Here is a 24,672-nt window from a genome sequence, read left to right as displayed (position 1 = left end):
TTTTAAATTTTTTTTCCGAAAAAAGTTGCAGAGAAGAATTTAGTCCTACATATTTGCACTCCCAAACGACGGGGAAAAAGGGAGTTTAGCTCAGTTGGTTCAGAGCATCTGCCTTACAAGCAGAGGGTCGGGGGTTCGAATCCCTCAACTCCCACGAAAGAAAAGAGCATTGAGAAATCAGTGCTCTTTTTTCATTTTATGGCCTTACAAGCAGAGGGTCGGGGACGGTCCGCCGCGCGGTTCGAATCCCTCAACTCCCATTTACTTCTTCACAACTTTCTGACTGGTCTCCGTGCCATCGTTCAATCGGATCCTTATAATGTAATTTCCACCAGGCAATTTCTCCAAATTAACTTGTTCCGCCGCACTATTCTTTTCATACATTTTCCTTCCTGACAGGTCGAAAACGGCAATGTTCGTAACATTAGCGCCATTTGCTAATCGCAGTAATCCATCATTTCCTATTGGATTTGGAAAAACCGAAGGTTGCGCACCAGCGAATCTGAGTATTTGAATTTTGCTATAAGCGAAAGTGCCGTCCGTGTCAATCATTTTTAACCTGTAATAAGCAGTTTTCAGCTTCACGTTCTGATCCTGAAAAACATATTCTGACCTTTCAGCATTATGGTTTTTTGCTTTAAGATTTCCAATCTCAGCCCAATCTTTACCGGATTCACTTCGCTCAATGATGAATTTGTCACTGTTGATTTCACTGGAAGTGCTCCAACTTAGCACCCCGTGGCCGGACTCCGCTTTTGCCTCAAATCTTACCAGATGAACCGGAAGTGGATTATCAGGATTGATTTCGGCAAATAGTGCCGCAAATTCATCGAACATGCCATGTGCTTTCAGTTGGCTAGCGGGGATAAATGTTCCGTTTTGAAGCGAGGCATATAATGTGTTTGATCCCGGATAAAAGTGCGCAAATACAGCCAGCGAATCTACTGCAGTTGTTCAGTAAGAAATCACCCTCCCAAACATCCGCTTCATCGGCAAACACCAGTTCATCTTCTTCCGGTTGAGCTGGAAGATTGCCACTGTTGCAATCATAAACCCATATGGTCGCCGTAGACGTCGAGCTCAAATCCCTTCGATTCGGATAGGTGCGAACGCAAATAACCTCATAATGATCCACCCGTTCAGCCTGGAAAGTGATGTTATCACCCGTTGTGGTAAAATATTGATTGGAAGGCAAAACAGTCCAGTTATGCACATACTGACCATTAGAAGCGTTTTTCAGTGAAACGGTAATGTTCGCTGTGTTATCCTCTGTTGTTCGTTTTTCGCTGAATGGATAGCAAGTGTTGAATTGTGTGATGTTTGGGATCGGCGGGACTGGAAGGGCGGGGCAAGCCGGGTCACCGATTAACAGGTTTTCTGCGAGGCCGATTGCTGTCCAGTTCACTCTCTGGGTAGATACGTGAATCGTATTATTGTTTGGATTTTGGCCACCATATATTGCGTCAAACGGAGAGTCAGATGAGCTTATTGTTGTAATATTAAGTAGCTCCCGTTGAACTTGTGTTACTCGTGGACCTTGATAATCTACGGAACTAAATGTTGGAACAAAACAAAATTCGAAATGCGTTTTATTCTTCCCAAATAACTTGTTTGGAACACCAAAAGCAGATCTTCCGCCAGGAAGAAAGTCGTCATTTAAAGTGCTGGTATACTTTCGGTTTACACCTAATTTTTTTGACAATACACCCCACGAAGCAAATTTAAAGACACTGTTATTTTTGTTCAAATCATTTGTATGAATGTCAATATTGGTATTTTGAAGCAAGTAAGGTGTCCAGCTTAGTAATAATCTGCTGCCGTAGTTATAATCGGTAAAAAGGGCTCGGTCACCCGCATTCATACTGCCATGTGTCACAGCAATGTTACGGCAGTTAACTGGGTAACCACCATTGCCAAGCGCTGTAAGTTGAGTGCGAAAGCTGTCAAAGTCAGGATGCTTCTTGCCAAGATTTGGATACCCTACTTGGTGAAGCATCAATTGTTTTGCTGCGGGTGTGCTCAGCGCCAGATAGTAATTACGCCATGTTTTGGCAAAAAACTTTAAGATAACATTGCTCATTAGTGATGGGCTTGCATCATAAACAATTTGCGTTACACCAACAGGAACATTTGCGCCTTGATGCGGCGTATCATAGCACATTAAAAGCTGGACGTGATGCGGTTGTCCTGCATTTTCCATTTCACGCAGTGCCCACCTTGCAACTAATCCACTCATGCTTTCACCAATTACAATCGATTCAACGTTCCCAGTCTTTTGTGTGTTAATAAGCTCAATAACTGCTTTCAGGATTTGTGCATTATCTTGGATAGCTGCTCGGCCGTCATTATAATCAACCAGCACCAGATCATAACCTTCGATTAAAAATTGGTTGAGCGGATCTCGATAATTTGCTTCGATAGCATCGAGATTCACATCTTGCCCCATATCAAAACCTTCAGCAATGATGATGGGCTTATCGAGAATCTCGTCACAGCCTTTGATAATGCGAATGGTTCCCCCAACAAGCGCCGTTCTGGCAGTTGAATCGGATCCAAAGGAATGAGGTAAAAATGGTTTTGCTGTGACATCAAACTCTTCGTACGGATAGCGCATCATTTGTTTCACATTCACCTTTGTTTTAAAATGATATCGGACCTTGCCTGCATAAAAGCGAATGCTAATGTGATGCTCACCAACGGATTGAAATTCATGTAAAATCAGTTGATCTGTGACGGGGTAAGTTTTGAAGCCTGCGCCATCATTAAAATCGATCTGGAAAGATGTGACTTGATCAGCATGATTGCTGATGTGGAGTGGTTTATTGAGGTAAAAAGATACTTTCGCCTGGTAAAGGTCTTCTTGTAAAACCGCAGCAGAAACAATCCGGACCGTTTCATATTTAGTGAAATCAACGACACGCCCCGCTCTTTTACGCGCTTCATTTTCTTCGAGCTCCTGATTGGAAAGATAAATGCCTTCCAGATTCATGATCCCGATTGGTACCACGTTGCTGCTCGTTAATTTGGCAGCGTCCGTTTCTATTAATGAAGTTAGTTTAGGCAATCGGGTATTTGCAGGCCTGAGATCCGTGTCTATTAAGCGATCATAAAGGTTTTGCCATTCTTCTGCCGACACTGGTTCGGCAAGTGATGTATCTTTTTTGCTTAGGTTTTTGAAGTGATTGATTTCATTTTGATTCGTTAATCCAATGTTTAGAAATAGCTTTTGGCCAAGACCTGACAGATCCAGATTATTTAGTTTTTGCTGTCGTAACTGCTCGTAATCTTGGGCAAATGTGATGGAAAAGACAAAAAGAAGGGCTGGAAGAAGACAATAGCGTCCTCTCCTCGCGTAAGCGGCAAGGTGTTGCATTTTAGTGTATGATTAGATGATAGATAATTATTTTGGGATTAATTGAAAATCATATTTGGTTTTTTCGCCAATGGCGGCGGTGCAGCAATCATTTGTCGAAACTCCATCTTTTTTTACCCCAAAGCCATCGTAATGATTTTCAAACTTTGGATTCTTTACTGGAAGAAATGGCACTTCTACATTTATTGCACTGAATTTTTTGGGGACTTCTGTGACAATTTCAAACTTTCCATTCTTATCGGAATAGACTTCTTGTAAAACTGTCGCAGAATGGAATTTCAGACCGGTCATCATTACCAAAATACTATCAACCGGCTCACCATTTTGATCCGTGATCGTCCCGTAAACCGTCGTTGTCCGGTCTTGTTTGAGGAAGCAGCTGTTTAGCTGAACGATTAACGCGATGTGCACGAGGATTTGAAAAAATCGCTTTGCTAACAATTTGAGGGTTTTTTGTCTCTGTTTCATGGCCGGTTATTTAGGGATTAATTGAAAATCGTATTTTGTTTTTTCGCCAATGGAGGCAGTGCAGCAGTTATTTGTGGAAACTCCGTCTTTTTTGATAGAGTAACCCTCAAAACTTTTCATGAATTTGGTATTTTCTGATAGAGAAGGGATGATAATATCAACCGCATCAAACCTTTTCGAAACATCCGTTATGATGCTGTAATTGCCATTTTTGTCTGAGTAAACCTTTGACAAATTGGTGGAGTGATAGAATCGCAGGCCACTCATTATAATCAAAATACTATCAACCGGTTCACCATTCTGATCCGTGACCATTCCGTAAACTGTTGTAGTCCTTTCTTGTTTGTGAAAGCAGCTTGAAAGCAGGGCTATAATTGTTAAAATAATGGCATAGCACCTAACACAACCGGTTTTACAGCGGGCGTATGCAGGTCGGAAGGCTAATCTTTTCGTACAAGTAAAACATAGGCGCTTTGGTTGGATGATAAATACTTGTGAGGAAGGTAGAAATATTTGCTCCTTACAAGCTATCCAATTAGCAGCCGGTGTGTATGAAAAAGTGATCGGTAAGATTAGCGGTAACTGCTTAGCGCAGCCTCATCTCCCAATTTCTCTAAAATCGCCTTCAAACCATCCATATTAAGCATTAGCCCCACTTCTGCATCAGGGGCGGTATCTTCGTTGATAATGCCGACAGGGCCTTTGTAAGTGCTGTTTTTGACGATTTTGATCATGTCCAGCTCCGCATCGCCCTGGCCGATGGGAACTACTTTTACGGGATTCCCTTGTTTGAGGCCGGAGAGATTTAGAGCCAGCAGGTGCGGAATCAGTTTGGGAGAAACTGTGGGAATGTTTCAATATGCTCTTCTGCGTGATGGAAATTGTAGACGATCCCAATGTTTGGTTTTTTGAGGTAATCAATGATTTGAAGCTGATTCTCAGGCTCTCCGAACCAGCCGCCATGGTTGTAAAGGCCAACTTTGCAGCCGATCTCAGCGGCTTTGTCTGCAATATAAGCAACCGGCTTGGCAACTGCTTTGACCTTCTCTTCCTGCGACATTTCGTCCAGGCCTTTCATGCCCGAAACCATGCACCAGATCTCGGTTTCAACATTGTGCTTCTTTAAAACTTCGATAATGGTGGCGAAATTTTTGTCATTTTCAGGATTAGGGCCGGAGTAATACCAGAACGCTTGCAGCTTGATATTGTGCTTTTTAAGCTGCATAATCTCCTCCTCAAAAGTAGGAATGTGCTTTTCGCGCCAGTCGTAAGCGAGCATTGTTATGCCTAGCTTGTTAAGCATTTCAGCGCGCTGAGTCGGGTTTCTTTGCTTAATGTCGAATGGCACAATGCACCACGCGATGAGGTTCTGCCGGCTGAAAATGCTTTGAGCAGACTTAACATTTTGCGCATTCATGTTCACTGACAAAGCCAGACACAGAACGACAACCAGACAAATCCTAATGGCCATTTTTAACAAACGATTTACTATATACGCATTCATTTTTTGAAAATTTATTTGTTAAAAATGGCCTGGCAATGTTAGAGATCAATCTGGCGCTTGGATGCTGCAGATTCCAAACCAGCTTCCAAAACCTGGATAATTTTTAGCCCGTCTGAAAAGTCGGGTTTGATCGCTGTGTCATTTTCAATCGCGTTCACGAAATCCACGACGGCATGTACAAATGAATGTTCGTAACCGATAATGTGCCCTGCCGGCCACCAGTTTCCCGCATAAGGATGCGCAGCCTCGGTTGCCAGAATCGTCCGGAAGCCTTGCTGACCGCTTTCGTCTTCGCGTGAAAAATATTGCAGCTCATTCATTCTTTCCAGGTCGAAACAGAGGCTGCCTTTGCTTCCGTAAATCTCAAAAGAAAGTCTGTTTTTGCGGCCTGCTGCAAATCTTGTAGCCTCAAACGATCCGATTGCGCCGTTTTTGAACATGACCATCATTAATGCGGCGTCTTCAACGGTTACTTCGCCCATTTCGCTGCCTGCTTTGCCGGCAGTCAGATTTCCCGTCGTTTCACCACCTTCTGCAATAGGCCTGTTTTTAATAAAATTCGTTGTTAAGGAAGAAACGCTAGCAATGTCCCCGACGAGATAATGCGCCAGGTCAACGGCGTGCGAGTTTAAATCCCATTGCGGTCCGGCTTGCGCGTATTCTTTTTGTAATTGCCAGGTTAACGGAAAATTTGGGTCAATGATCCAGTCTTGCTGATAAGCACAGCGCCAGTGAAATATACGTCCCACTTTCCCGTCATCAATCATTTTTTTGGCAAAAGAAACAGCGGGCGTTCTCCGGTAATTGTGGTTCAGATAATGTTTTACCTTGTTATCCTCACACACTTTCAACATTTCCTCAGCCTGTTTGCTGTTCATCGAAAGCGGTTTTTCACATAAAATATGTTTTCCTTCCTTAGCAGCGGCGAGGGCAACGTTGTAATGCAGATCTTGCGGCAATGCAACGTCGATAATGTCTATATCCGGCCTGGAAACAAGCTTTTTCCAATCTGTTTCGGTTTCTTCCCAGCCCCATTTATCTGCAAATTCCTTCACTGCGCTTTCATGCCTTCCGCATGCTGCTTTCAAAACGGGCGTGGCGGGCATGTCAAAAAATTGCGGTGCTTTTTTCCAGGCATTGCTGTGCGCGCGACCCATAAACTTATAACCTACGATTCCAATATTCAGTTTTTTCATGCTTTAAATCAGCTGGATTTGCTTTTTTTACTTGAATTGTAATTATCAAAAATATTAAAATTTTGTTATTGCTTTTAACATTGTAATTTCCCGCACTCAATAACACACTATATTTCATGAAGCAGCTTGTCCAAAACCTCCGGACAGGGGAAACCCTGTTACTGGAAGTGCCCGCTCCGATGGTCCGAAAGGGCTGCGTGGTCATTCAAACGCACAAAAGTCTCATTTCTTCCGGGACTGAAAGAATGCTCCTGAACTTCGGGAAGGCCAGTTTACTACAAAAAGCACGATTGCAGCCAGCACAAGTGAAACTGGCCATCAATAAGATCCGTTCCAACGGTTTTTTCCCCAACAATCCAAAAAATTTATCACAAGCTCGACCAGCCGCTCCCGCTCGGATATTGCAATGTAGGGCATGTGCTGGAAGTGGGTGATGGCGTGCATGATATGCAGGTGGGTGACCGCGTTGTAAGTAATGGTCCGCATGCCGAAATCGTTTGCGTTCCCCGGAACCTCGTCGCAAAAGTGCCTGAAAATGTGTGTGACGAAGCTGCTGTTTTTACAGTGATCGGGGCCATTGCTTTAAATGCAGTCAGGTTAATCTCACCCGGAATTGGTGAAACAGTTGTGGTGATCGGGCTGGGTTTGGTGGGCTTAATGACTGCCGATTTGCTGAAAATTAATGGATGTCATGTGATTGGCATTGAGCCTAATGAGAAAAGACGAGCGATTGCTGCATCAAAAGGTTTCAACACATTTGATCCGAGATCAGTTGATCCTGAAAAATACATTGCTCAGATAACAAATGAAATGGGCGCTGATGCAGTGATCATTGCCAGCGCATCGCAATCCAATCAGGTTATTGCTCAGGCGGCGGCAATGTGCCGAACGCGCGGGAAAATTGTTTTGGTCGGCACAGCTGATTTACAGCTGGACCGGGCCGTTTTTTATCATAAAGAGCTGACTTTTCAGGTTGCGTGTTCCTACGGCCCTGGTCGTTACGATCCACAATATGAGCAGCATGGGGTCGATTATCCGCTTCCATATGTCCGCTGGACGGAAAACCGGAATTTTCAGGCAATCCTTCAATTGCTTTCTTCGGGCGATCTGGCTCCCACTTATTTGATAAGCGACAGGATAGATCTTACAAAGTATAAGACAGCTTATGCCAAGCTGGACGCTTCCGAAACCGTTGCCATTTTGCTTAATTATGCCGCTAAGCCATCCAGCAGGCGCTTGGTAGAATTTTTTACAAGATCATTTAAAGGAAGCAAAGGCGTGATTGGCATTATAGGCGCGGGTCATTTTACGACCATGACCATGTTGCCTTTAATCAAAGATCAATGCATCAAATACATTGCGAGCGCACAAGGCTTTTCCTCTGCCCACCTGGCAAGAAAATACGGAATCCCGTTCGCCACAACCGATTACCAAACCATGTTGGATGATGCTGAGGTGGATCTTGTCATGATCACCACAAGGCATGATCTCCATGCAAGCATGACCATCCAGGCGCTGCAAGCCGGCAAAAAGGTTTTTGTGGAAAAACCAATCGCCCTAACCCAACAAGAACTAAACAAACTAATCAACGCCCATCAGCACAACGAAACCCCAAGCCTAACCGTCGGTTTCAACCGACGGCACTCGCCCCACGCTCAAAAGATGAAAGCGCTGCTAGGCCAAAGCATGATGAACGTGGTGATCACCGTAAACGCAGGTTCAGTGCCCAAAAACGCCTGGGTTAACGACAGAGCCGTCGGTGGCGGAAGGATCTTTGGCGAAGCTTGTCACTTCATTGACCTGATCATTTACCTGACAGGAAGCCTTATCACGGCCGTTTGTATGAATGCGATGGAGCGTAATCCGTCACAAACGACCGATAATGCCAGCATTATAGTCAAATGTGCGAATGGCTCAACGGGTGTCATTAATTATTTTTCAAACGGGCATACAGCTTACCCAAAAGAGCGGATCGAAGTTTATTCGCTCGGCAGAACATTGATTTTGGATGATTTCAAAACGCTGACCGGATTCGGGTTCAAAGGATTCAGTAAAATAAAAACTGCGCAAAACAAAGGTCATAAGGAAGCATTTGTGTCATTAATGCAAGCTGTCAGGAACGGGGGCGAACCTTTAATCCCTTTCCGTGAAATTGTCAATTCAGCGGCAGCTAGTTTGGCCTCTTTGGAAAGTCTGACATTGAAAACCTGGGTTCAGATATGATCGGATTTTTGCGAAATATGGGCCTGCGATACGTTTTGTTTCAAATATGGCACGAAATTCAGATCAGAACCGGTTTCATTGAATTTCGTTTTCCGACCTCGACCAAACTTTTGAAGCATTATGCAAAGGAAGATTGGTTGAAACACAACATTCACTTTTCCGCCGACCCTGCGACTTTTGAGATAACGCTTGATCAGACATTGCCTGGTTTAAAAGAACGTGTGGAACACATCAGCCAAAACAGATTTTTATATTTCCACGATCAATGGCGAACGGTTAATGATTGGCATACGAATCCTGAGAATGGATTTGTTTATGATAAAAACACACATTGGAGCAAAATCCCAACGCTTTCAAAGCAACCTGGCGATATTAAATATGTTTGGGAAAGATCCAGGTTCTGCTTTGTGTATGATCTTTTGCGTTATGATTTTCATTTTAAAAAAGATCAATCGCAGCTTGTTTTCGCGCTGGTCAATGATTGGATCGACCAAAATCCGGTGAACTGCGGCCCAAATTGGCTCTGCGGCCAGGAAATTTCGTTGCGCGTTATTAACTGGATTTCCGCACTACATTATTACAAACATTCTAAAACACTTTCTCAGGCGCTTTTTCAAAAGATTGTTCAGAGCATTTATGATCAAATGCGGCATGTTGCTACAAACATTAAATTCTCCCGCAATGCTGTGAGAAATAATCACGCACTTACCGAAACGCTTGCATTGTATCTCACAGGCGCCTGTTTTCCACATTTTCCGGAAAGTAAGCAGTGGAAAAGCAATGGTAAGAAATGGTTTGAAGAGGAGATTGCTTACCAGATTTATTCAGACGGCACATTCCTGCAATTTTCCATGAATTACCATCGCGTTGCTGTTCAATTGCTGACGCTGGCCATTCATTTTGCAACGCTTAATGGTGAAAAATGGGCGGACGTTATTTATGACCGCGCACGAAAATCCCTTCATTTTCTACGCAGTTGCCAGGATGAGCTTTCTGGCTGGCTTCCCAATTATGGCAATAATGACGGCGCATTATTTTTTCCAACAACTGAAAGTCATTTTCGAGATTTCCGGCCTCAGCTGGATGCGCTTGAACATGTTCTCCGCATTGGAAGTGAACATTCTCAGCACGAAACATTAACTCCAAGTTCCTTGAAAAGCTTTGAAAAAGGCGGTTATTACATCGTTCGGGATGGTTCTACTTTAACATTTTTGCGGTGCGGCTCTTATAATGACCGGCCTTTTCAGGCGGATAATCTGCATGTGGACATGTGGGCGAATGGCGTGAATGTGATGCGCGACGCTGGTTCATTCACATATAATACGGATGAAAAATGGAAGCGCTATTTTGCCGGCACCGCTTCACACAATACGGTTATGCTGGGAGATTTTGACCAAATGAAAAAAGGGCCGCGTTTCATTTGGTTTCACTGGATCAGAAAAGCGCATACCACAGTGAAAGAACACATTGATTCATTCGAGATTGACGCTGAGTTTGAAGGATTTTATGAATTAGGGAAAGGAATAAGGCATCAAAGAAAGGTCATTAAATCAAAAGGAAAATTGCATTGGATCATTGAGGATCGCATTGAAAACTTGCCCCAAAACCTGCCTATGCGCCAGCTCTGGCATCCGCATCCGGATTTTTTACAACATTATGACATCACAGCTGAGGATGCGTGCGGCAATAATATTAAAGTTAAAGAAACAACAGGCTGGTATTCTGAAACATACGGAAAGAAGGTTGAATGTTCAGCAATTGAATTTTCTTCATTTGGAAATGTGATCCGCACCGTCATCCAAGCGAAAAGTGCGATATGAGGCCGATGCATATTCTTTTGATCCATCAATATTTTTTGGAAGATGACGATGGCGGCGGTTCGCGCTGGAATGAAATGAGCCGGATATGGGTCGAAGCCGGACATGAGGTGACGGTTTTGGCTGGAAACTCGCATTATATGAATGGAAATCCAGCGCCTGGTTGGAAAAACTTTGAGACGAGGATCAATCGGAATGGCGTAAAAGTCGTTCGGTGTTATGTTGCCAAATTCACCGGTAAGAGCTTTTTACAAAGGCTTTGGTCGCAGTTTTCTTTTGTTTTCTCGTCGATTTGGGGTGGTGCTTTTTGTTTGAAAGATCATTATGATGTCGTGCTTTCTACATCGCCGCCGTTGTTTGTGGGCATTTCGGGATTGGTGATTTCCAGAATTAAGAGGGCTGAATTCGTGCTAGAAATAAGGGATTTGTGGCCGGAATCGGCAGTGGAGACGCGCGTTTTACAGAATAAGCCATTGATAAGGGCGGCATTTGGGCTCGAAAAGCTGTTGTATCAAAAAGCAAAGGCCATTAATGTGCTGACTCCTGCGTTCAGAACTGTTTTGATCAATAAAAAGAATGTTGAACAAGCTAAAATCTGGCTCGTTCCTAATGCTGCCGATTTTACAATTTCAGATAAACTGAGCCAGGTTTTTAACAGAAATGCATTCCGAAAGTCGCTTGGACTGGACGAGAATTTTATCATTATATATGTAGGCGCGCATGGGATTGCTAATCATTTGATCCAGCTTCTTAATGCTGCCGAAATGTTAAAGGAATGTCGGGCGCATTTTCTGTTGATCGGTGATGGGCCGGAAAAGATCAAATTGGTTGAAGATTCTAAGAGTCGGAATTTGACCAATGTTACATTCATGTATACGGTTCCTAAATCAGAGATTTTCAAATACATCCTCGCCGCGGATGCAGGAACGTCGGTTTTGAAAAAGGCTGATATTTTTAAAACCATTTACAGCAATAAAACCTTTGATTATTTCGCCTGCCAAAAACCGGTTTTGCTGGCCATTGATGGATTATCCAGAGAGTTGATTGAGGAAGCAAATGCCGGATTATACATTGAGCCGGAAAACGCGAAAGATTTTGCTGAAAAGGTTTTAATATATCTCGAAAATCCGGATCTCGCAGCGCTTCATGGACGCAATGGCGAAGCTTATGCCAGACAATTTTTCAACCGTGAACGCCTGGCAGTGAAATACTTGCAACACATTGAAAATATGCTTGAAATGCTCTCTCAGATCAATCAATAACAGGAACCGAAAGCGCTTTCAAAGGGTTTTTTAATAAAGAAATCAGATGAAAAACGTAGCAGATTTGTTTCCATTGGCGGTTACAGCAAATGCATATTCTTACGCCGATTATATGCGGTTAATGGAAAAAGTTGTCTTGGAAAAAAGGACGACCGGCGAAAAACAATCGGAAGATCTCAACCATTATACAAGATTAAATCTGGCCCGGATGCAGCGCCTCAATAAGACGGTGGTCGTGACGGAGGAATTGAAGGAAACCATCAATCAGATTACGATTCCGCAAACCTGGTATATTTTGACCGAGGCTTGGTGTGGCGACGCTTCGCAAAATATCCCGCCCATTGTGGCAGCCACTTTATCAAATCCGTTAATAACCGTGAAAATACTGTTAAGGGACGAAAATCTGCCCATTATAGATGCTTATCTGACTCATGGAGGTCGTTCTATTCCGAAATTGGTCGCAGTTGATGAAGATTTCAATGAACTTTTCACATGGGGACCAAGGCCGGCAGAAGGACAGGTGTTGATGAATGCTTATAAGGCGAATCCGGCCATGACTTATCAGGAATTTTCGGAACAAATACAGCGCTGGTATATTGCGGACAAGTCTTTGAGTTTGCAGAATGAATTGCGGGTTTTATTGGAAGGTGTTTTGGTCGAAAAGTAAGTTTTAAAAATCAGTTTAGTCTATATTTGCGATAGGCAGAATAAGCTAAGCAAAATCATATTAAGAGGTTTGTCGAGTTATTTTAGAAATATATCGGAAGGAATCAGCACAACTGTAACGGGAATGCGACTGACTTTGAGGCATTTATGGAGTGCCCGGAAGCGTCGTAAGCTGGTTGATATCCGGACAGATGATTTTTTTGGCGTGCAGGAAGGAATGGTGACGATTCAATATCCATTGGAAACGATTCCCATTCCGGACAACGGCCGTTATCGTCTGCATAATGAAATTGATGACTGCATCGTCTGTGATAAATGTGTGAAAGTTTGTCCGGTCGATTGTATTGATATTGAGCCGATTAAGGCCATCGAGGAAGTGGGTCGGGCATCCGACGGGTCACCGATCCGGCTTTATGCTGCCAAGTTTGACATTGACATGGCGAAGTGCTGCTATTGCGGACTTTGCACGACGGTTTGTCCGACGGAATGTCTTACAATGACCAAAACATTCGATTACAGCGAGTTGGACGTGCGGGATATGGTTTACAATTACTCCAATCTTACCGCCGAGGAAGCAGATGAAAAGCGTCGCTTGCTCGAACAGTTCCAGAAAGAAAAAGAAGCATTGAAAGCGGCTCCAAAACCCCAAGTAACTGCTGAAAAACCAGCTGCAAGTGCGGCTAAGCCTGTATTTAAACCGGGTATGAAGCCGAAAGTGCAGGAAACGGAAGCGAAAGAGGAGGTTAAGGAGGAAACACCCGCAGTCAAGCCGGCACGGCCTGTTTTTCTACCAAAAAAACCTGCTCCTATTGTTGAAACTGAGACACCGCAAGACGAACAAATTGAGGAAATTGAAGCGCCTGCAAAACCTGCGGCTGCTACAGCCGATCTTTAAGCCTAAAATGAAGCCGCCGGTTCCGGTGAGTCGAAAGTGGAGGAGTTGAACATTGAAGAGGCAAAAGTTGATGAGCTGAAAGTCGAAGAGTCGAAAGTGGAAGATGCTTTGGAACCAGTTAAGCCGAAACCTGCATTCCGTCCGACGATGAAACCGAAAGCAGTTGAGCCGAAAGTTGAGGAGTTGAAAGTTGAGGAGTTGAAAGTTGAAGAATCGAGCATTGAGCTGCCAAAAGTTGAGGAGCCGCAAGTTGAAGCTGCGGCAGAACCAGCCAAGCCGAAACCAGCATTCCGTCCGACGATGAAACCGAAGGCTGCTCCTGCGCAAAGTGAACCGAAACTTGAAGAGCCGAAGGTCGAGGAGCAGAAAATTGAGCAACCAAGAGCGGAGATCAAACCCGACGCTGGCTCGGAAGAAATAAAGGCCAAACCCGCATTTCGCCCGACAATGAAGCCTAAGCCTAAGGAATAAGGTTTAGTTTTGCCTATCGAATTAAAAGCTGAGATTACAATATGGAAGTTGCCGCCTTTTACGGATTTTCAATACTAGCGATCGCTTCTGCGTTGTTTATTTTATTTTCAAAAAATCTCATTTACGGCGCTTTCGCATTGTTTTTGGCGTTTCTTGGCGTTGCAGCATTATATGTGTTGGCGGGCGCGGACTTCCTAGGAGTAACGCAAATTATGATTTACGTAGGCGGAATTCTCGTGCTGTTGATCTTCGGAATTATGCTCACTCAAAAGACCAAAAGTGACGATCCAAAGCTGCATAACCGCGTTGAAATCCTCATTAAGCGTGAAGTTTGGGGGGGGTTGATAAGGCGCAGGTTTTTTTGTGCTTTTGATGAAAATCATTCTTTCCGCCGATTTCAAAATGGCAGGAGACTCCATCACCAGCAAGTCGACCATCAAAACGATTGGTGTTGAACTGATGACCAGCCATTTGTTGCCTTTTGAAATTGCAGCCATCGTTTTGCTCGTTACGCTCGTCGGGGCAGCATATTTGGCAATGAACCGCAATCCGGCATCATGACATCCATTCCCATTCATCACTATCTGATCGTTGCCGCGGCCTTGTTTTGCATTGGGCTGGCCATCGCGATTACAAAACGCCATTTTATCGGAATTTTACTGGGCATTGAATTGATGCTTAATGCGGTCAATATCAACCTCGTAGCATTTAGTCGCTATGATCCGGAGCGGTTGAGCGGTCAGCTTTTTGCCCTTTTTGTGATTGTCGTGGCGGCTGCGGAAGTGACGGTCGCGCTGGCAATTATCCTGCGCGTTTATGGATTTTTCAGATCTGTGGATCCGGATGAAGTAGATGAGCTGAAACAATAGGTTTTGTTCCTAAACTCGATTTCAATGCATTGGTTTTTTCTGTTTTTGGCTTTCTTGATCGGGATAAGCAATGCGGTGCAATCCGGGGTGAATGTGCAGCTGCGCGAATCTTTTAATAACCCCATTTTAGCAGCATTAACCTCGTTTTTTGTCGGTTTTGTCATTCTCCTGATCGCTTTTGCCTGCTTTAATCAAAACCCGATTCCAAGCGTTTCCGATCTGAAACAAATTTCCTGGACACGCTTCATGGGCGGCGTTTTGGGTGCTTTTTACGTTTTGACCGTTGTTTTTATTGTCAGAAATATTGGCCCTGCGAATATGATCTGTCTGGTCGTGGCTGGACAAATGATTGCGGCAATCACCATTGACCATTACGGATTGCAAGGATTTGCAGTGCATCAAATCACCCTTCCACGCATTGCAGGCGCAATTTTGCTCGTAGCAGGTGTTTATTTAATCCTTAAAAACTAGAAAAGCGACCCATTTCTGAATCGCTTTTTTAATGTTGTTTTGGCTAAATCAAGATCGAGACGCGGGTAAACACGAACAGGTCCATAAAAACCCATTTTTTATCCTCCATTTTACCACGCTGAATAACTAGCTGATTCTGAGAACGTCTCTCGTAAATGATGCGCACGGAAACATCATCTTTTTCAAACAATGCCTGATTCTTTTTGGCTTCAATGAAATTGTAAGTGTCGGAAACATTCTTTTCTTCCAGAGCGATTAGCCCCGGTTTAAAATGTTTCACTCTTGCAATCGGGCCTTTTTCACCTTGTTCGAATGCAAACACTTCATATAGAGCAGGTTTGTCATCCTTTATCATACGAATAACCCATAATGTTGCCTCCGGGCGCAGTCCAGCCGGCTTCGATAGGGCCGCCATTGTAAGTGCCTTTCCAGTGGCCTTCGAGGAAACTCATGTCATTAAGCGTTCCGGTGGCAGTTTGAGCACTTGAAAATGTTGCGGTCAGGCAAAGTGCGAAGAATAGGGAACAAGCTTTCAGCAATGTCATTTTGGTAAATTTGATCATTAGGATTTAGGTTTAAATAAATGCAGAAACAAGATCTGCCGAATGCGCCAATTTCCATAAAATTAGCTGAATTACAAAAAAAGAGCCGTCGCAAATGTGCAACGGCTCTTCCTATTTCTATGCTTTTTGGATTAATAAGCTCTTTCCAGTTTTCCTTCGTGAGAATTGGCGAATGCTCTGTTAACCACTTTGTTTCCTCCTAATGTTGGATAATTTCCTGTGAAATACCGGTCTCCCAAATGTTGCGGACAAGCCTTATGCAAGTTGTCAACTGTCTGGAAAACAACGGAAAGCTCTGCATTCAAATCTTTCGGACGGATGATTTCGGCAATTTTATCTGAAATTTCTTGATCTGTAAAAGGCTCGTACAATGCTTTAACGTAATTGGTATGATATGGATTTTTGGTTGCAATTGAAGTGACGCTATGCATGTAAGTGTCTTCAAGCAAATATTCCAGATCGCGTACTTCCAATAATTTCAACACAGCCCGGAAAGCGACAAAGTCCTTCATTTTTGACATATCAATTCCATAGCAATCCGGGAAACGGATTTGCGGAGCGGACGATGCCACAACGATTTTCTTGGGACTTAACCGATCCAGCATGGTTAGAATGCTCTTTTCAAGCGTTGTTCCGCGAACAATGGAGTCGTCGATAATAACAACCGTATCCACATTCTTGCGCACAACTTCGAAAGTTGTCTCGTAAACGCTGGAAACCATATCGTCACGCAAAGCATCGGCAGTAATAAATGTCCGCGACTTTACATCTTTGGTAACCAATTTTTCAATTCTTGGTCTGAACGAAAGCACTTTTTCCAGGTCGGCTTCAAACAGAATGCCCTCCATAATGGCCTGCTAGACGTTTTTCGGCAAGATATTCTTCCAAACCTTCTATCATTCCCAAGAACGCGGTTTCAGCAGTGTTCGGAATGTAGGAGAAGATTGTATTTTCAAGATCGTAATTAACCTCTTTAAGAATTTGAGGAATTAAAAGCTTGCCTAATTGCTTGCGTTCGTTATAAATATCCGGATCAGTTCCGCGTGAAAAATAGATCCTTTCAAAGCTGCAAGAGCGTTTTTCAAGCTGAGGCAAGATCGGGAATTCATTGTATTCGCCGTTTTTGTCAACGATCAATGCTGAACCCGGTGTAATTTCCTGAATCTGATTATAATCAACATTGAAAGCAGCCTTAATCGCCTGTTTTCAGATGCAACCACAACCACTTCGTCATCAGCATAATAGAATGCAGGCCGAATTCCGGCTGGATCGCGGATCACAAATGAAGCGCCGTAACCTGTCAAACCGCACATTGCATAACCTCCGTCAAAATCGCGGCATGACCTGTAAAGCAAACGCGGCAGGTCAATGTTCTCTTCAATAACGTCTGAAAGCGTCGGATTTTCGTAGATTCCCTTGAAGCGTTCGAACACGCGCTGGTTTTCTTCATCCAGGAAATGTCCTATTTTCTCCATCACAGTTACAGTATCCACTTTTTCTTTTGGATGCTGTCCCAATGATACAAGTTTTCCAAAAAGCTCATCCACATTGGTCATGTTGAAATTGCCCGCCATCACCAGGTTCCGGCTTCTCCAGTTGCTCTGGCGCAGCATCGGGTGACAGTTCTCAACTTCATTGGAACCATGTGTCCCGTAACGCAGGTGACCCAGCCAAACCTCGCCTGTAAAAGCCAGATTTTCCTGCAACCATTTTCCGTCCGTAGAACGGTCTCTGTGGTTCTTTAATCCCTTACGAAATTTCTTGTGAATTTTGGAGAAAATGTCCGTAAGTGGCTGAGGCTCTACGGATCTGTATCTGCTGATGTATCGTTTTCCTGGCGGAACATCTATCTTGATGTTGGCTACTCCGGCTCCATCCTGGCCCCGGTTTACCTGTTTTTCCATCATTACCGAAAGCTTGTGGACTGCGTATAGCGGTGTCTCGTACTTGTCGATGTAATATTGATAAGGCTTTCTAAGACGGATAAGTGCTATGCCGCACTCATGCTTAATGGCGTCGCTCATATGAAGAGTTATGCGTTAGAAATATTTTTATTTGCAGTCTGCAAATCGTATTCCTTGAATAATAACCTAACGAATTTGTATTCTAAAATAGTTCGTTATGCGTCGCAAAGGTACAAATCCTTTGGCTTAAAAAACTGCTAATTTCGCCGAATTTTACAACCCAGTTCTGCGGGTAAAAATCTTAATAAAGTGGTTACCCGTTTTCACTAATGGAAAGATAACTATTTTTGATTAAAAGGCCAGCTAAATATCATGTTACATAAAACCAGAGGCGTTGCTTTAAGCTATATTCGTTACCGCGAATCTTCCATTATCGCAAAGATTTACACGGAAGCCTTTGGTATTCAGACTTATATCGTAAATGGAGTAAGGAGCAGCAAGTCTAAAACCAACCGGATCGCATTATTTCAGCCGCTTACATTGCTCGATATGGTTGTGTATCACAAAAGCAAGGAGGACACCATTCACCGGATTTCGGAGATGAAATGTTACCAGCCATTTCAAACATTGCCTTATGATGTTGTAAAGTCAAGCCTGGCGCTTTTTGTTACAGAAATGCTGGGAAAAACTTTGAAAGAAGAGGAAAGTAACCCGTTACTTTTTCATTTTATCGAAGAGTCGGTCCTGTTTCTTGACGAGGCGGATGACACTTTTGAAAACTTTCACATTCAGTTCCTAATGCAATTGGCGTCGTTTCTTGGGTTTGGAATTGAAGCGGTGGACGACCTTGAAAATGAACTAAAAAACAACCATTTCCCGCATATACCGGACGCAACCGAGCGCAATGCGACCATTCAGTTACTGGATCACCATTATGGGATCAGCGTTCCTTTGGATAGATCGCGGCGCATTATGATCCTCGAAAAGCTGATCTTTTTCTATAAAATCCATATGGAGTCGCTGGGTGAGATCAAATCGCTGGAAGTTTTGCGGGAGGTCCTGAAATAGGCAGCTTTGTAGCGAATGGTGGCATAATTTTGATAACGTATATTGCATATCAAAATTTAATCTTCCCATGAAACATTTACTGACAGCCACACTTGTTTTCGCTTCTTTATTAGGGTTTGCCCAAGAAGGCCTGTCCCAGGTTCCGAAAGGCGCGTGGAAGTCGCAGGAGCCGACTGGCAGCGCTTCAACCCTTATTGTTGCCGATAATTATATGGCTATCGCGTCTTATAGCGTTGGCAATAAATATTTTGAAAGAGCAGAAGGTGGGCCGTTTACAATGAGCGGCGATCAGATGACTTATACGCCGGAATTTAATTCTGCGGATACTGCAAAAATTGGCGTTCCAATTGTTTTCACCGTTACTGTAAAAGACGATATCCTGACATTGAGATACGAAGAAGCTATGGTTTGGATGCGTGTCGACGATGCAGCATCTGCGCCAATGGCCGGTGCCTGGCACATTACCGAAAAGGAGGGCGATCAGGGAGCTTTGGTCAAAATCCATCAGGAAGGCACGCGGAAAACATTGAAACTGCTGTCTGCAACGCGTTTTCAATGGTTTGCAATTGATCCTGCTGTCAAAGGATTTTATGCAACCGGCGGCGGCACTTACACGGTGAAGAATGGAAAATACAGTGAGAAGATCGAGTTCTTTTCTAAAAACAATAACCGCGTAGGCTCAACATTGACATTCAATCATAAATTGGAAAATGGGCGCTGGGATCATAGCGGCAAGAGCAGCGAGGGCAAACCGGTCCATGAAATTTGGGAGAAGATCCAGTAAACAATTCCTGAAAGGGGTAATTTAGATTTATTCAAAATAATTTTTGCCAATTGTTTGAATCATTCTAAATAGCGCTTACATTTGTTGCATCATAACAGCAAACGAATGAGCGCTTTTACATTGAATGATCCTGCGGACTGTGCAGTTGGAGAGGTAACTTGGATGAAATCATTCAGCGAGAATACAGAATGTGTTTTCAAAAAGTGTTGCGAGAAATATAAAAAGAAAGGGAAACACTGTAAAAAGTGTCCTAAAAAATAATAACTGCGGTTTCGTTCCTGAAACCAATACAGTTCATGGTGAATAATTGTAAGAAGGGGAATGCCGCGAAGCGTTCCCTTTTCTATGTTCAGGCAATCAGATTTTCCGTTTGAGCTCGAAATTCTGACCCAGATAAACGCGTCTGACCACTTCATCTTCCGCTAATTCTTCGGCGCTTCCTTGTTTCAATATTTTTCCTTCAAACAAAAGATAAGCACGGTCCGTAATCGACAATGTTTCATTTACATTGTGATCCGTAATGAGAATGCCGATGTTTTTGTGCTTCAACCTGGCAACAATGCTTTGAATGTCTTCCACGGCAATCGGGTCCACACCAGCGAAGGGTTCGTCTAACAAAATAAATTTCGGGTCCACAGCGAGTGAGCGGGCAATTTCTGTCCGGCGGCGTTCTCCTCCGGAAAGGACCATTCCTTTGCTTTTGCGAACGTGTGTTAAGTGAAATTCTTCCAATAATTCCTCGACCTTTGCTTTTTGATCCGCACGCGACAAATCGGTCATTTCCAGCACAGCACGAATGTTTTCTTCAACCGTTAATGATCTGAAAACAGACGCTTCCTGCGCCAGATAGCCCAGGCCCAGGCGTGCGCGCTTGTACATGGGGAGACTTGTAATGTCCTTATCGTCAAGATAAACTTTTCCGCTGTTTGGTTTCACCAATCCTACGGCCATGTAAAAAGAGGTCGTTTTACCCGCGCCATTTGGCCCCAGTAAACCCACAATTTCGCCCTGCTCAACCTGATAGCTTACATTATTGTTGACAAGACGAACCCCGTATTTTTTTACAAGGTTTTCAGTTCTTAATATCATTGTGTTATGTCTATTTCAATTGCTGGGCGGAAAATCCGCTTAAAGCAGTTTAATGTCTTTTAAAGACAGTTGTAACGTTTTTTTATCGCGAAAGTTATTTTCTTCGAGGCAGTAAGCGATCGAAAACGGCCTTCCGTTAACCAGATCAGGATAAAAGTGCGCCATACCAAACCCGATGGCCGTAAATATTCCCGAATTATTCTGCTTCACATCAAATTTCAAGTGCTTCTCCTTCATGATCGTAGGCCTGCCAGCCAGTGAAACATTCCGCGATTCGAAGATCGGCGTCATGTTGCCAGGACCAAAAGGGCCCATTTGACGAAGAATGTTAAAAAATTTCGGCGTAATCACTTCCAGGTCGAGCAGCATATCAATGTTGATCATCGGAATCAGCTGGTCCGGCAAAATGCGGCTGGTCACAATGTCGTTGAAGCGCGTTTTGAATGCTTCCACATTTTGCAGCGGCAATGTAAGCCCGGCTGCAAAGGTGTGCCCGCCATATTGTTCCAAAAGATCCGCACATTCCTCAATCGCTTCATACACATCGAAACCGGAAACAGAACGGGCAGAACCGGCCGCTTTTCCGTGTGATTGTGTGAGAATAATGGTTGGGCGGTGATATTTTTCGATGCACCGGCTGGCCACAATTCCGATCACGCCTTTGTGCCAGTCTTCCTTATATAGTACGGTGCTTTTTGCAGTCGTAAACCAGTCGTCGTTTTCGATCATAAAAAGCGCCTGCTCCGTAATGCTTGTGTCAAAAGTCCGCCGCTCGCTGTTGTGATTGTTAATTTCCTGTGCAAAATCTGCGGCCACATCGTCTTCGTCACAAAGCAAAAGTCTCACCGCTTCTTTTGCATGCTTAATGCGGCCGGCTGCATTGATTCTTGGGCCAAGTCCGAAAACAACATTTGTAATATCGAGCACGCCATTTAGCCCTGCTATTTGAATAAGTGCTTTAACGCCGCAACGTGGGGCTGCATTGAGCCTTTGCAAACCATAATAAGCCAGAATCCGGTTTTCACCCGTTATAGGAACAATGTCTGACGCAATGCTGATCACTAATAAATCAAGATGATCAAACAATCCTTTCGGGTCAATTTCCTGATCTATACAAAATGCTTGCAGCAGTTTAAAGCCTACGCCGCAACCGGTCAGCTCCTTATATGGATATGCACAATCTTCTCTCTTCGGGTCAAGGACAGCGACTGCTGGCGGCAACTCCGCGCCGGGCCGGTGGTGATCGCAAATAATGAAATCAATTCCCCTTTCCTTGGCTGCGGTAACTTTATCAACTGATTTGACCCCACAATCCAATGTCACGATAAGTGAAAAGCCGTTTTCTTGTGCGAAATCAAGGCTTTGCCAGGAAACGCCATAACCTTCTTCGTAACGGTCAGGAATGTAATAATCGAGATTAGGATATATTTTTTTCAAAAAACCGTAGAACAATGCCACCGAAGTTGTTCCGTCCACGTCATAATCTCCGTAAACCAGAATGTTTTCTCCGCTGCTAATTGCTGCATTGATCCGCGCCACCGCCGCATGCATGTCCATCATTAAAAATGGATCGTGAAGCTGTGAAAGATCAGGGCGGAAAAAGTTACGTGACTGCTCAAAATCAAGGATTCCGCGCTGCACCAATAATGCTGCAAGGGACTGACTTACTTTGAGGGATTCTGCCAGTTCGAGGACAATTTGTTGTTGTTCAGAGGTAAATTCAGGGTTGTGTATCCAGCGCTTTTCAATCATGAAACAAAGATAATGGGATTCTGTCATGCGCGAATCAAAATCTATGATCAGTCTGCACAATCAGGAAAAGCTAGTTGAAACGTCTTATCTTTGCAAGCAATTAACATTATTTAGGAAAATGCCACGTCTTCTGGCGATTGATTATGGTGCCAAACGCAGCGGGATCGCTGTTACAGATCCGTTGCAGATCATTGCTACGGCACTGGAAACGGTTCGGACGCATGACCTGCTCGACTTTTTGAAAAAATACACAACAAGCGAAGCAGTTGAAGCATTTATAATAGGACTGCCCAAGCGGCTCGACAACACGGATAGTGAGAATGCAGCGAGGGTTTTGACCTTTGTCAAATTACTTAAAAAGACATTTCCCGATACACCCGTACACACGCACGACGAACGGTTTACGTCATCCATGGCGTTGCAATCGATGATCGCCTCAGGTTCAAAAAAGAGTGACCGGCGCGAGAAAGGCAACATTGATAAGATCAGTGCAACCATTATACTGCAATCCTTTATGGAAAGTCGCAGATAAGACGAACAGAAAATACATTAAAGAACGCATAAAGTCGCATTACAATGATTTATCCCATCGTAGCTTACGGAGATCCAATCCTGAGAAAACCAACCCAATTTGTTGAAAAAGACCAGCTCGATCTCAAAAAGCTTTCGGAAGATATGTTCGAAACCATGCACGGCGCAAATGGCGTTGGTCTGGCCGCTCCGCAAATCGGAATGAATATCCGCGTGTTTGTGGTGGACGCAACACCATTCAGTGAAAAAGATGATGACGATGATGATGAGCCGGATCTTTCATTGGCCGATTTTAAGAAAACATTCATTAACCCTGAAATCCTGGAAGAAACCGGTAAGGAATGGGCGTTCGAAGAAGGCTGTTTGAGCATTCCCGGCATTCGGGGAGATGTATATCGCCCTGAGCGCGTGAAAATCCGTTACCGGGATACTGACTGGAATGAATACGAGGAAGAATACACGGGAATGGCTGCACGTATTATTCAACACGAATATGATCACTTGCTCGGAAAGCTCTTTGTTGATTATCTGCCGACTTTGAAAAAGCAGTTTATCAAAAAGAAATTAGCAGACATTACCAAAGGAAATGTGGATGCGGATTACAGAATGCGCTTTCCCGGAAGGAGATAATATTGACATTGTTAAGAGCCTTATTTCATGAGTGCAGCGCAGCCAAGCGACACATTATCTGTCGCGCTTATCCAGACGGTATCTTTTTCGGGAAAATACCACCGCTAATCTTGCTTCTCTCGAAGAAAAGATTGCGGAACTGCCTGAGCGCGTGGATCTGATAGTTTTGCCGGAAATGTTTAATTCTGGTTTTACAATGAATACGGCTGTTGCAGAACCTCTGAATTATACCACCACGCGCTGGATGAAACAAAAAGTGGCTGCGCAAACGCAGGCATTGATCGTTGGCAGCTTTGCCGTAAAGGAGGAAGGAAAGTTTTATAACCGGCTGCTTGGTGTTCAGCCGGATGGTTCTTACCTATATAATGATAAGCGCCATCTTTTCACATTAGGAAAGGAAGACCAGACTTACACGCCTGGCAATTCGAAACTGATTATCGATTACAAAGGCTGGAAAATTTGTCCGCTCGTTTGCTATGATCTGCGGTTTCCGGTTTCGGGAGCCGCAATGTTGCGGCAGATCCATATGACCTCCTTATATATGTAGCGAATTGGCCAACCAAACGCGCTCATGCCTGGAACACGTTGCTAGCGGCCCGGGCGATTGAAAATCAATGTTACGTGGTGGGTGTTAACCGAATAGGATCTGATCCGAACGGATTGACTTATCAGGGCGATTCTGTTGCGCTGGATTATTTGGGAGAGCCGCTGGCCATGCTGCAAGCTGCGGAAACAGAAAAGATTGTAACATTCAATAAGGCAGATCTGCATGCATATCGCGCTTCCTTCCCCGTATTGGCCGACGCAGACAGTTTTTCTATCAACTGAGGATAGGAGGGACACATTGTCTCCAATCTTACTCAATCACTTTCGGCACCATTATATAGGAAGTATTTTTCGCAGGCGCATTTGCAAGCGCTTCTTCGCTGGGTCTTATGCTATTGACGCCAATGTCTTCCCGCCAATTATTTACCTCATCCGATATATGAGTAAGCGGCTCGACGCCGTTAGTATCTATCTCGTTCAGCTGTTCCATCCACGTTAACACGGAGTCCATGCTCGCAAGTAGAGCCTGCTTCTTCTTCCGGTTTGATGTCGAGACGAGCCAAGCTGAGCAATTTTAGTGGAGGGACTCT

27 protein-coding genes, 1 tRNA gene and 2 pseudogenes are annotated in these 24,672 nt (G+C 43.9%); 18 read left to right on the top strand and 12 right to left on the bottom strand.

Features of this window, described 5'->3' with window-relative positions; all coding sequences use genetic code 11:
- Positions 1 to 79: 79 nt before the first annotated feature.
- A tRNA-Val gene (locus tag AC0IYG_RS04060) sits at positions 80 to 154 on the top strand.
- 107 nt (positions 155 to 261) lie between these two features.
- Here AC0IYG_RS04060 and AC0IYG_RS04055 read toward each other — a convergent pair.
- The 6 genes from AC0IYG_RS04055 to AC0IYG_RS04030 form a co-directional block, all read right to left on the bottom strand.
- A complete protein-coding gene (locus AC0IYG_RS04055; protein ID WP_471709752.1) occupies positions 262 to 837 on the bottom strand; it encodes a T9SS type A sorting domain-containing protein in 576 nt (191 codons plus the stop codon).
- 19 nt (positions 838 to 856) lie between these two features.
- A complete protein-coding gene (locus AC0IYG_RS04050) occupies positions 857 to 3,373 on the bottom strand; it encodes an esterase/lipase family protein (protein WP_471709751.1) in 2,517 nt (838 codons plus the stop codon).
- 27 nt (positions 3,374 to 3,400) lie between these two features.
- On the bottom strand, positions 3,401 to 3,841 hold the full coding sequence (locus AC0IYG_RS04045; RefSeq protein ID WP_471709750.1) for a peptidase associated/transthyretin-like domain-containing protein: 441 nt from the start codon (positions 3,839 to 3,841) through the stop codon (positions 3,401 to 3,403).
- A 572-nt stretch (positions 3,842 to 4,413) separates the two neighbouring features.
- Positions 4,414 to 4,575 carry a hypothetical protein gene (locus tag AC0IYG_RS04040; protein WP_471709748.1) on the bottom strand — a complete coding sequence of 54 codons (162 nt, stop codon included), beginning with the start codon at positions 4,573 to 4,575 and terminating at the stop codon, positions 4,414 to 4,416.
- A 92-nt stretch (positions 4,576 to 4,667) separates the two neighbouring features.
- Complete coding sequence (locus tag AC0IYG_RS04035) at positions 4,668 to 5,312, bottom strand: hypothetical protein (protein WP_471709746.1); 645 nt, start codon at positions 5,310 to 5,312, stop codon at positions 4,668 to 4,670.
- A 71-nt stretch (positions 5,313 to 5,383) separates the two neighbouring features.
- Entirely contained in the window at positions 5,384 to 6,541 is a 1,158-nt protein-coding gene (locus tag AC0IYG_RS04030; RefSeq protein ID WP_471709744.1) for a Gfo/Idh/MocA family protein, read from the bottom strand.
- 116 nt (positions 6,542 to 6,657) lie between these two features.
- Here AC0IYG_RS04030 and AC0IYG_RS04025 point away from each other — a divergent pair, with 116 nt between their 5' ends.
- From AC0IYG_RS04025 to AC0IYG_RS03975, 11 genes are all read left to right on the top strand, one after another.
- Entirely contained in the window at positions 6,658 to 6,975 is a 318-nt protein-coding gene (locus AC0IYG_RS04025; RefSeq protein ID WP_471709742.1) for a hypothetical protein, read from the top strand.
- Positions 6,959 to 8,764 (top strand): bi-domain-containing oxidoreductase, encoded by a 1,806-nt coding sequence (locus AC0IYG_RS04020; protein ID WP_471709741.1) that lies wholly within the window; start codon positions 6,959 to 6,961, stop codon positions 8,762 to 8,764. The genes AC0IYG_RS04025 and AC0IYG_RS04020 overlap by 17 nt, the downstream gene beginning before the upstream one ends.
- The gene (locus AC0IYG_RS04015) at positions 8,761 to 10,584 is read left to right on the top strand and encodes a heparinase II/III family protein (protein ID WP_471709740.1); all 1,824 of its coding nucleotides are present in this window, start codon (positions 8,761 to 8,763) and stop codon (positions 10,582 to 10,584) included. Before AC0IYG_RS04020 ends, AC0IYG_RS04015 begins: the two co-directional genes overlap by 4 nt.
- On the top strand, positions 10,581 to 11,843 hold the full coding sequence (locus AC0IYG_RS04010; RefSeq protein ID WP_471709739.1) for a glycosyltransferase family 4 protein: 1,263 nt from the start codon (positions 10,581 to 10,583) through the stop codon (positions 11,841 to 11,843). Before AC0IYG_RS04015 ends, AC0IYG_RS04010 begins: the two co-directional genes overlap by 4 nt.
- Positions 11,844 to 11,889: 46 nt before the next feature.
- Positions 11,890 to 12,510 carry a thioredoxin family protein gene (locus AC0IYG_RS04005; protein ID WP_471709738.1) on the top strand — a complete coding sequence of 207 codons (621 nt, stop codon included), beginning with the start codon at positions 11,890 to 11,892 and terminating at the stop codon, positions 12,508 to 12,510.
- A gap of 69 nt (positions 12,511 to 12,579) precedes the next feature.
- Positions 12,580 to 13,404, top strand: coding sequence for a 4Fe-4S binding protein (locus AC0IYG_RS04000; protein WP_471709737.1), 825 nt, complete (start codon positions 12,580 to 12,582; stop codon positions 13,402 to 13,404).
- A 36-nt stretch (positions 13,405 to 13,440) separates the two neighbouring features.
- Entirely contained in the window at positions 13,441 to 13,875 is a 435-nt protein-coding gene (locus AC0IYG_RS03995) for a hypothetical protein (RefSeq protein ID WP_471709736.1), read from the top strand.
- A gap of 41 nt (positions 13,876 to 13,916) precedes the next feature.
- Positions 13,917 to 14,330: an NADH-quinone oxidoreductase subunit J family protein gene (locus AC0IYG_RS03990; RefSeq protein WP_471709735.1), complete on the top strand. Its 414-nt coding sequence runs from the start codon at positions 13,917 to 13,919 to the stop codon at positions 14,328 to 14,330.
- Positions 14,248 to 14,436, top strand: a complete 189-nt coding sequence (locus tag AC0IYG_RS03985) for an NADH-quinone oxidoreductase subunit J family protein (protein ID WP_471709734.1) — start codon at positions 14,248 to 14,250, stop codon at positions 14,434 to 14,436. Before AC0IYG_RS03990 ends, AC0IYG_RS03985 begins: the two co-directional genes overlap by 83 nt.
- Positions 14,433 to 14,744, top strand: a complete 312-nt coding sequence (gene nuoK / locus AC0IYG_RS03980; protein ID WP_471709732.1) for an NADH-quinone oxidoreductase subunit NuoK — start codon at positions 14,433 to 14,435, stop codon at positions 14,742 to 14,744. Before AC0IYG_RS03985 ends, nuoK begins: the two co-directional genes overlap by 4 nt.
- 24 nt (positions 14,745 to 14,768) lie before the next feature.
- The gene (locus AC0IYG_RS03975; protein WP_471709731.1) at positions 14,769 to 15,215 is read left to right on the top strand and encodes a DMT family transporter; all 447 of its coding nucleotides are present in this window, start codon (positions 14,769 to 14,771) and stop codon (positions 15,213 to 15,215) included.
- 43 nt (positions 15,216 to 15,258) lie between these two features.
- Here the strand turns inward: AC0IYG_RS03975 and AC0IYG_RS03970 are convergent, their stop codons facing one another.
- From AC0IYG_RS03970 to AC0IYG_RS03960, 3 genes and pseudogenes are all read right to left on the bottom strand, one after another.
- A complete protein-coding gene (locus AC0IYG_RS03970; protein WP_471709730.1) occupies positions 15,259 to 15,570 on the bottom strand; it encodes a DUF6265 family protein in 312 nt (103 codons plus the stop codon).
- Positions 15,557 to 15,778 (bottom strand): DUF6265 family protein, encoded by a 222-nt coding sequence (locus tag AC0IYG_RS03965; RefSeq protein ID WP_471709729.1) that lies wholly within the window; start codon positions 15,776 to 15,778, stop codon positions 15,557 to 15,559. The genes AC0IYG_RS03970 and AC0IYG_RS03965 overlap by 14 nt, the downstream gene beginning before the upstream one ends.
- A gap of 131 nt (positions 15,779 to 15,909) precedes the next feature.
- Positions 15,910 to 17,802: pseudogene (locus AC0IYG_RS03960) on the bottom strand (amidophosphoribosyltransferase).
- A 252-nt stretch (positions 17,803 to 18,054) separates the two neighbouring features.
- Between AC0IYG_RS03960 and recO the strand changes: the two are divergent.
- Both recO and AC0IYG_RS03950 read left to right on the top strand, forming a co-directional pair.
- Entirely contained in the window at positions 18,055 to 18,750 is a 696-nt protein-coding gene (gene recO, locus AC0IYG_RS03955; protein ID WP_471709728.1) for a DNA repair protein RecO, read from the top strand.
- A 67-nt stretch (positions 18,751 to 18,817) separates the two neighbouring features.
- Entirely contained in the window at positions 18,818 to 19,534 is a 717-nt protein-coding gene (locus AC0IYG_RS03950) for a hypothetical protein (protein ID WP_471709727.1), read from the top strand.
- 357 nt (positions 19,535 to 19,891) lie between these two features.
- Here AC0IYG_RS03950 and lptB read toward each other — a convergent pair whose 3' ends face one another.
- Positions 19,892 to 20,623 carry an LPS export ABC transporter ATP-binding protein gene (gene lptB / locus AC0IYG_RS03945; protein ID WP_471709726.1) on the bottom strand — a complete coding sequence of 244 codons (732 nt, stop codon included), beginning with the start codon at positions 20,621 to 20,623 and terminating at the stop codon, positions 19,892 to 19,894.
- A 39-nt stretch (positions 20,624 to 20,662) separates the two neighbouring features.
- Positions 20,663 to 22,375 carry a single-stranded-DNA-specific exonuclease RecJ gene (gene recJ, locus AC0IYG_RS03940; RefSeq protein WP_471709725.1) on the bottom strand — a complete coding sequence of 571 codons (1,713 nt, stop codon included), beginning with the start codon at positions 22,373 to 22,375 and terminating at the stop codon, positions 20,663 to 20,665.
- A 118-nt stretch (positions 22,376 to 22,493) separates the two neighbouring features.
- Here recJ and ruvX point away from each other — a divergent pair, with 118 nt between their 5' ends.
- The 4 genes from ruvX to AC0IYG_RS03920 are packed head-to-tail and all read left to right on the top strand — an operon-like array spanning position 22,494 to position 24,364.
- Positions 22,494 to 22,907 (top strand): Holliday junction resolvase RuvX, encoded by a 414-nt coding sequence (gene ruvX, locus AC0IYG_RS03935; RefSeq protein ID WP_471709724.1) that lies wholly within the window; start codon positions 22,494 to 22,496, stop codon positions 22,905 to 22,907.
- Positions 22,908 to 22,951: 44 nt separating this feature from the next.
- Positions 22,952 to 23,536, top strand: a complete 585-nt coding sequence (gene def, locus AC0IYG_RS03930) for a peptide deformylase (protein WP_471709723.1) — start codon at positions 22,952 to 22,954, stop codon at positions 23,534 to 23,536.
- 31 nt (positions 23,537 to 23,567) lie between these two features.
- Complete coding sequence (locus AC0IYG_RS03925) at positions 23,568 to 24,083, top strand: nitrilase-related carbon-nitrogen hydrolase (RefSeq protein WP_471709722.1); 516 nt, start codon at positions 23,568 to 23,570, stop codon at positions 24,081 to 24,083.
- Positions 24,074 to 24,364 (top strand): nitrilase-related carbon-nitrogen hydrolase, encoded by a 291-nt coding sequence (locus tag AC0IYG_RS03920; protein ID WP_471709770.1) that lies wholly within the window; start codon positions 24,074 to 24,076, stop codon positions 24,362 to 24,364. Before AC0IYG_RS03925 ends, AC0IYG_RS03920 begins: the two co-directional genes overlap by 10 nt.
- A 28-nt stretch (positions 24,365 to 24,392) precedes the next feature.
- Here AC0IYG_RS03920 and gatC read toward each other — a convergent pair.
- A pseudogene (gene gatC, locus AC0IYG_RS03915) lies at positions 24,393 to 24,611 on the bottom strand (Asp-tRNA(Asn)/Glu-tRNA(Gln) amidotransferase subunit GatC); the annotation flags it as partial.
- Positions 24,612 to 24,672 lie beyond the last annotated feature (61 nt).

This window comes from Dyadobacter sp. AC419 (assembly GCF_979253085.1).
The sequence above is the reverse complement of the archived record's forward strand: the minus strand, read 5'-3'. Positions and strand labels throughout refer to the sequence as shown.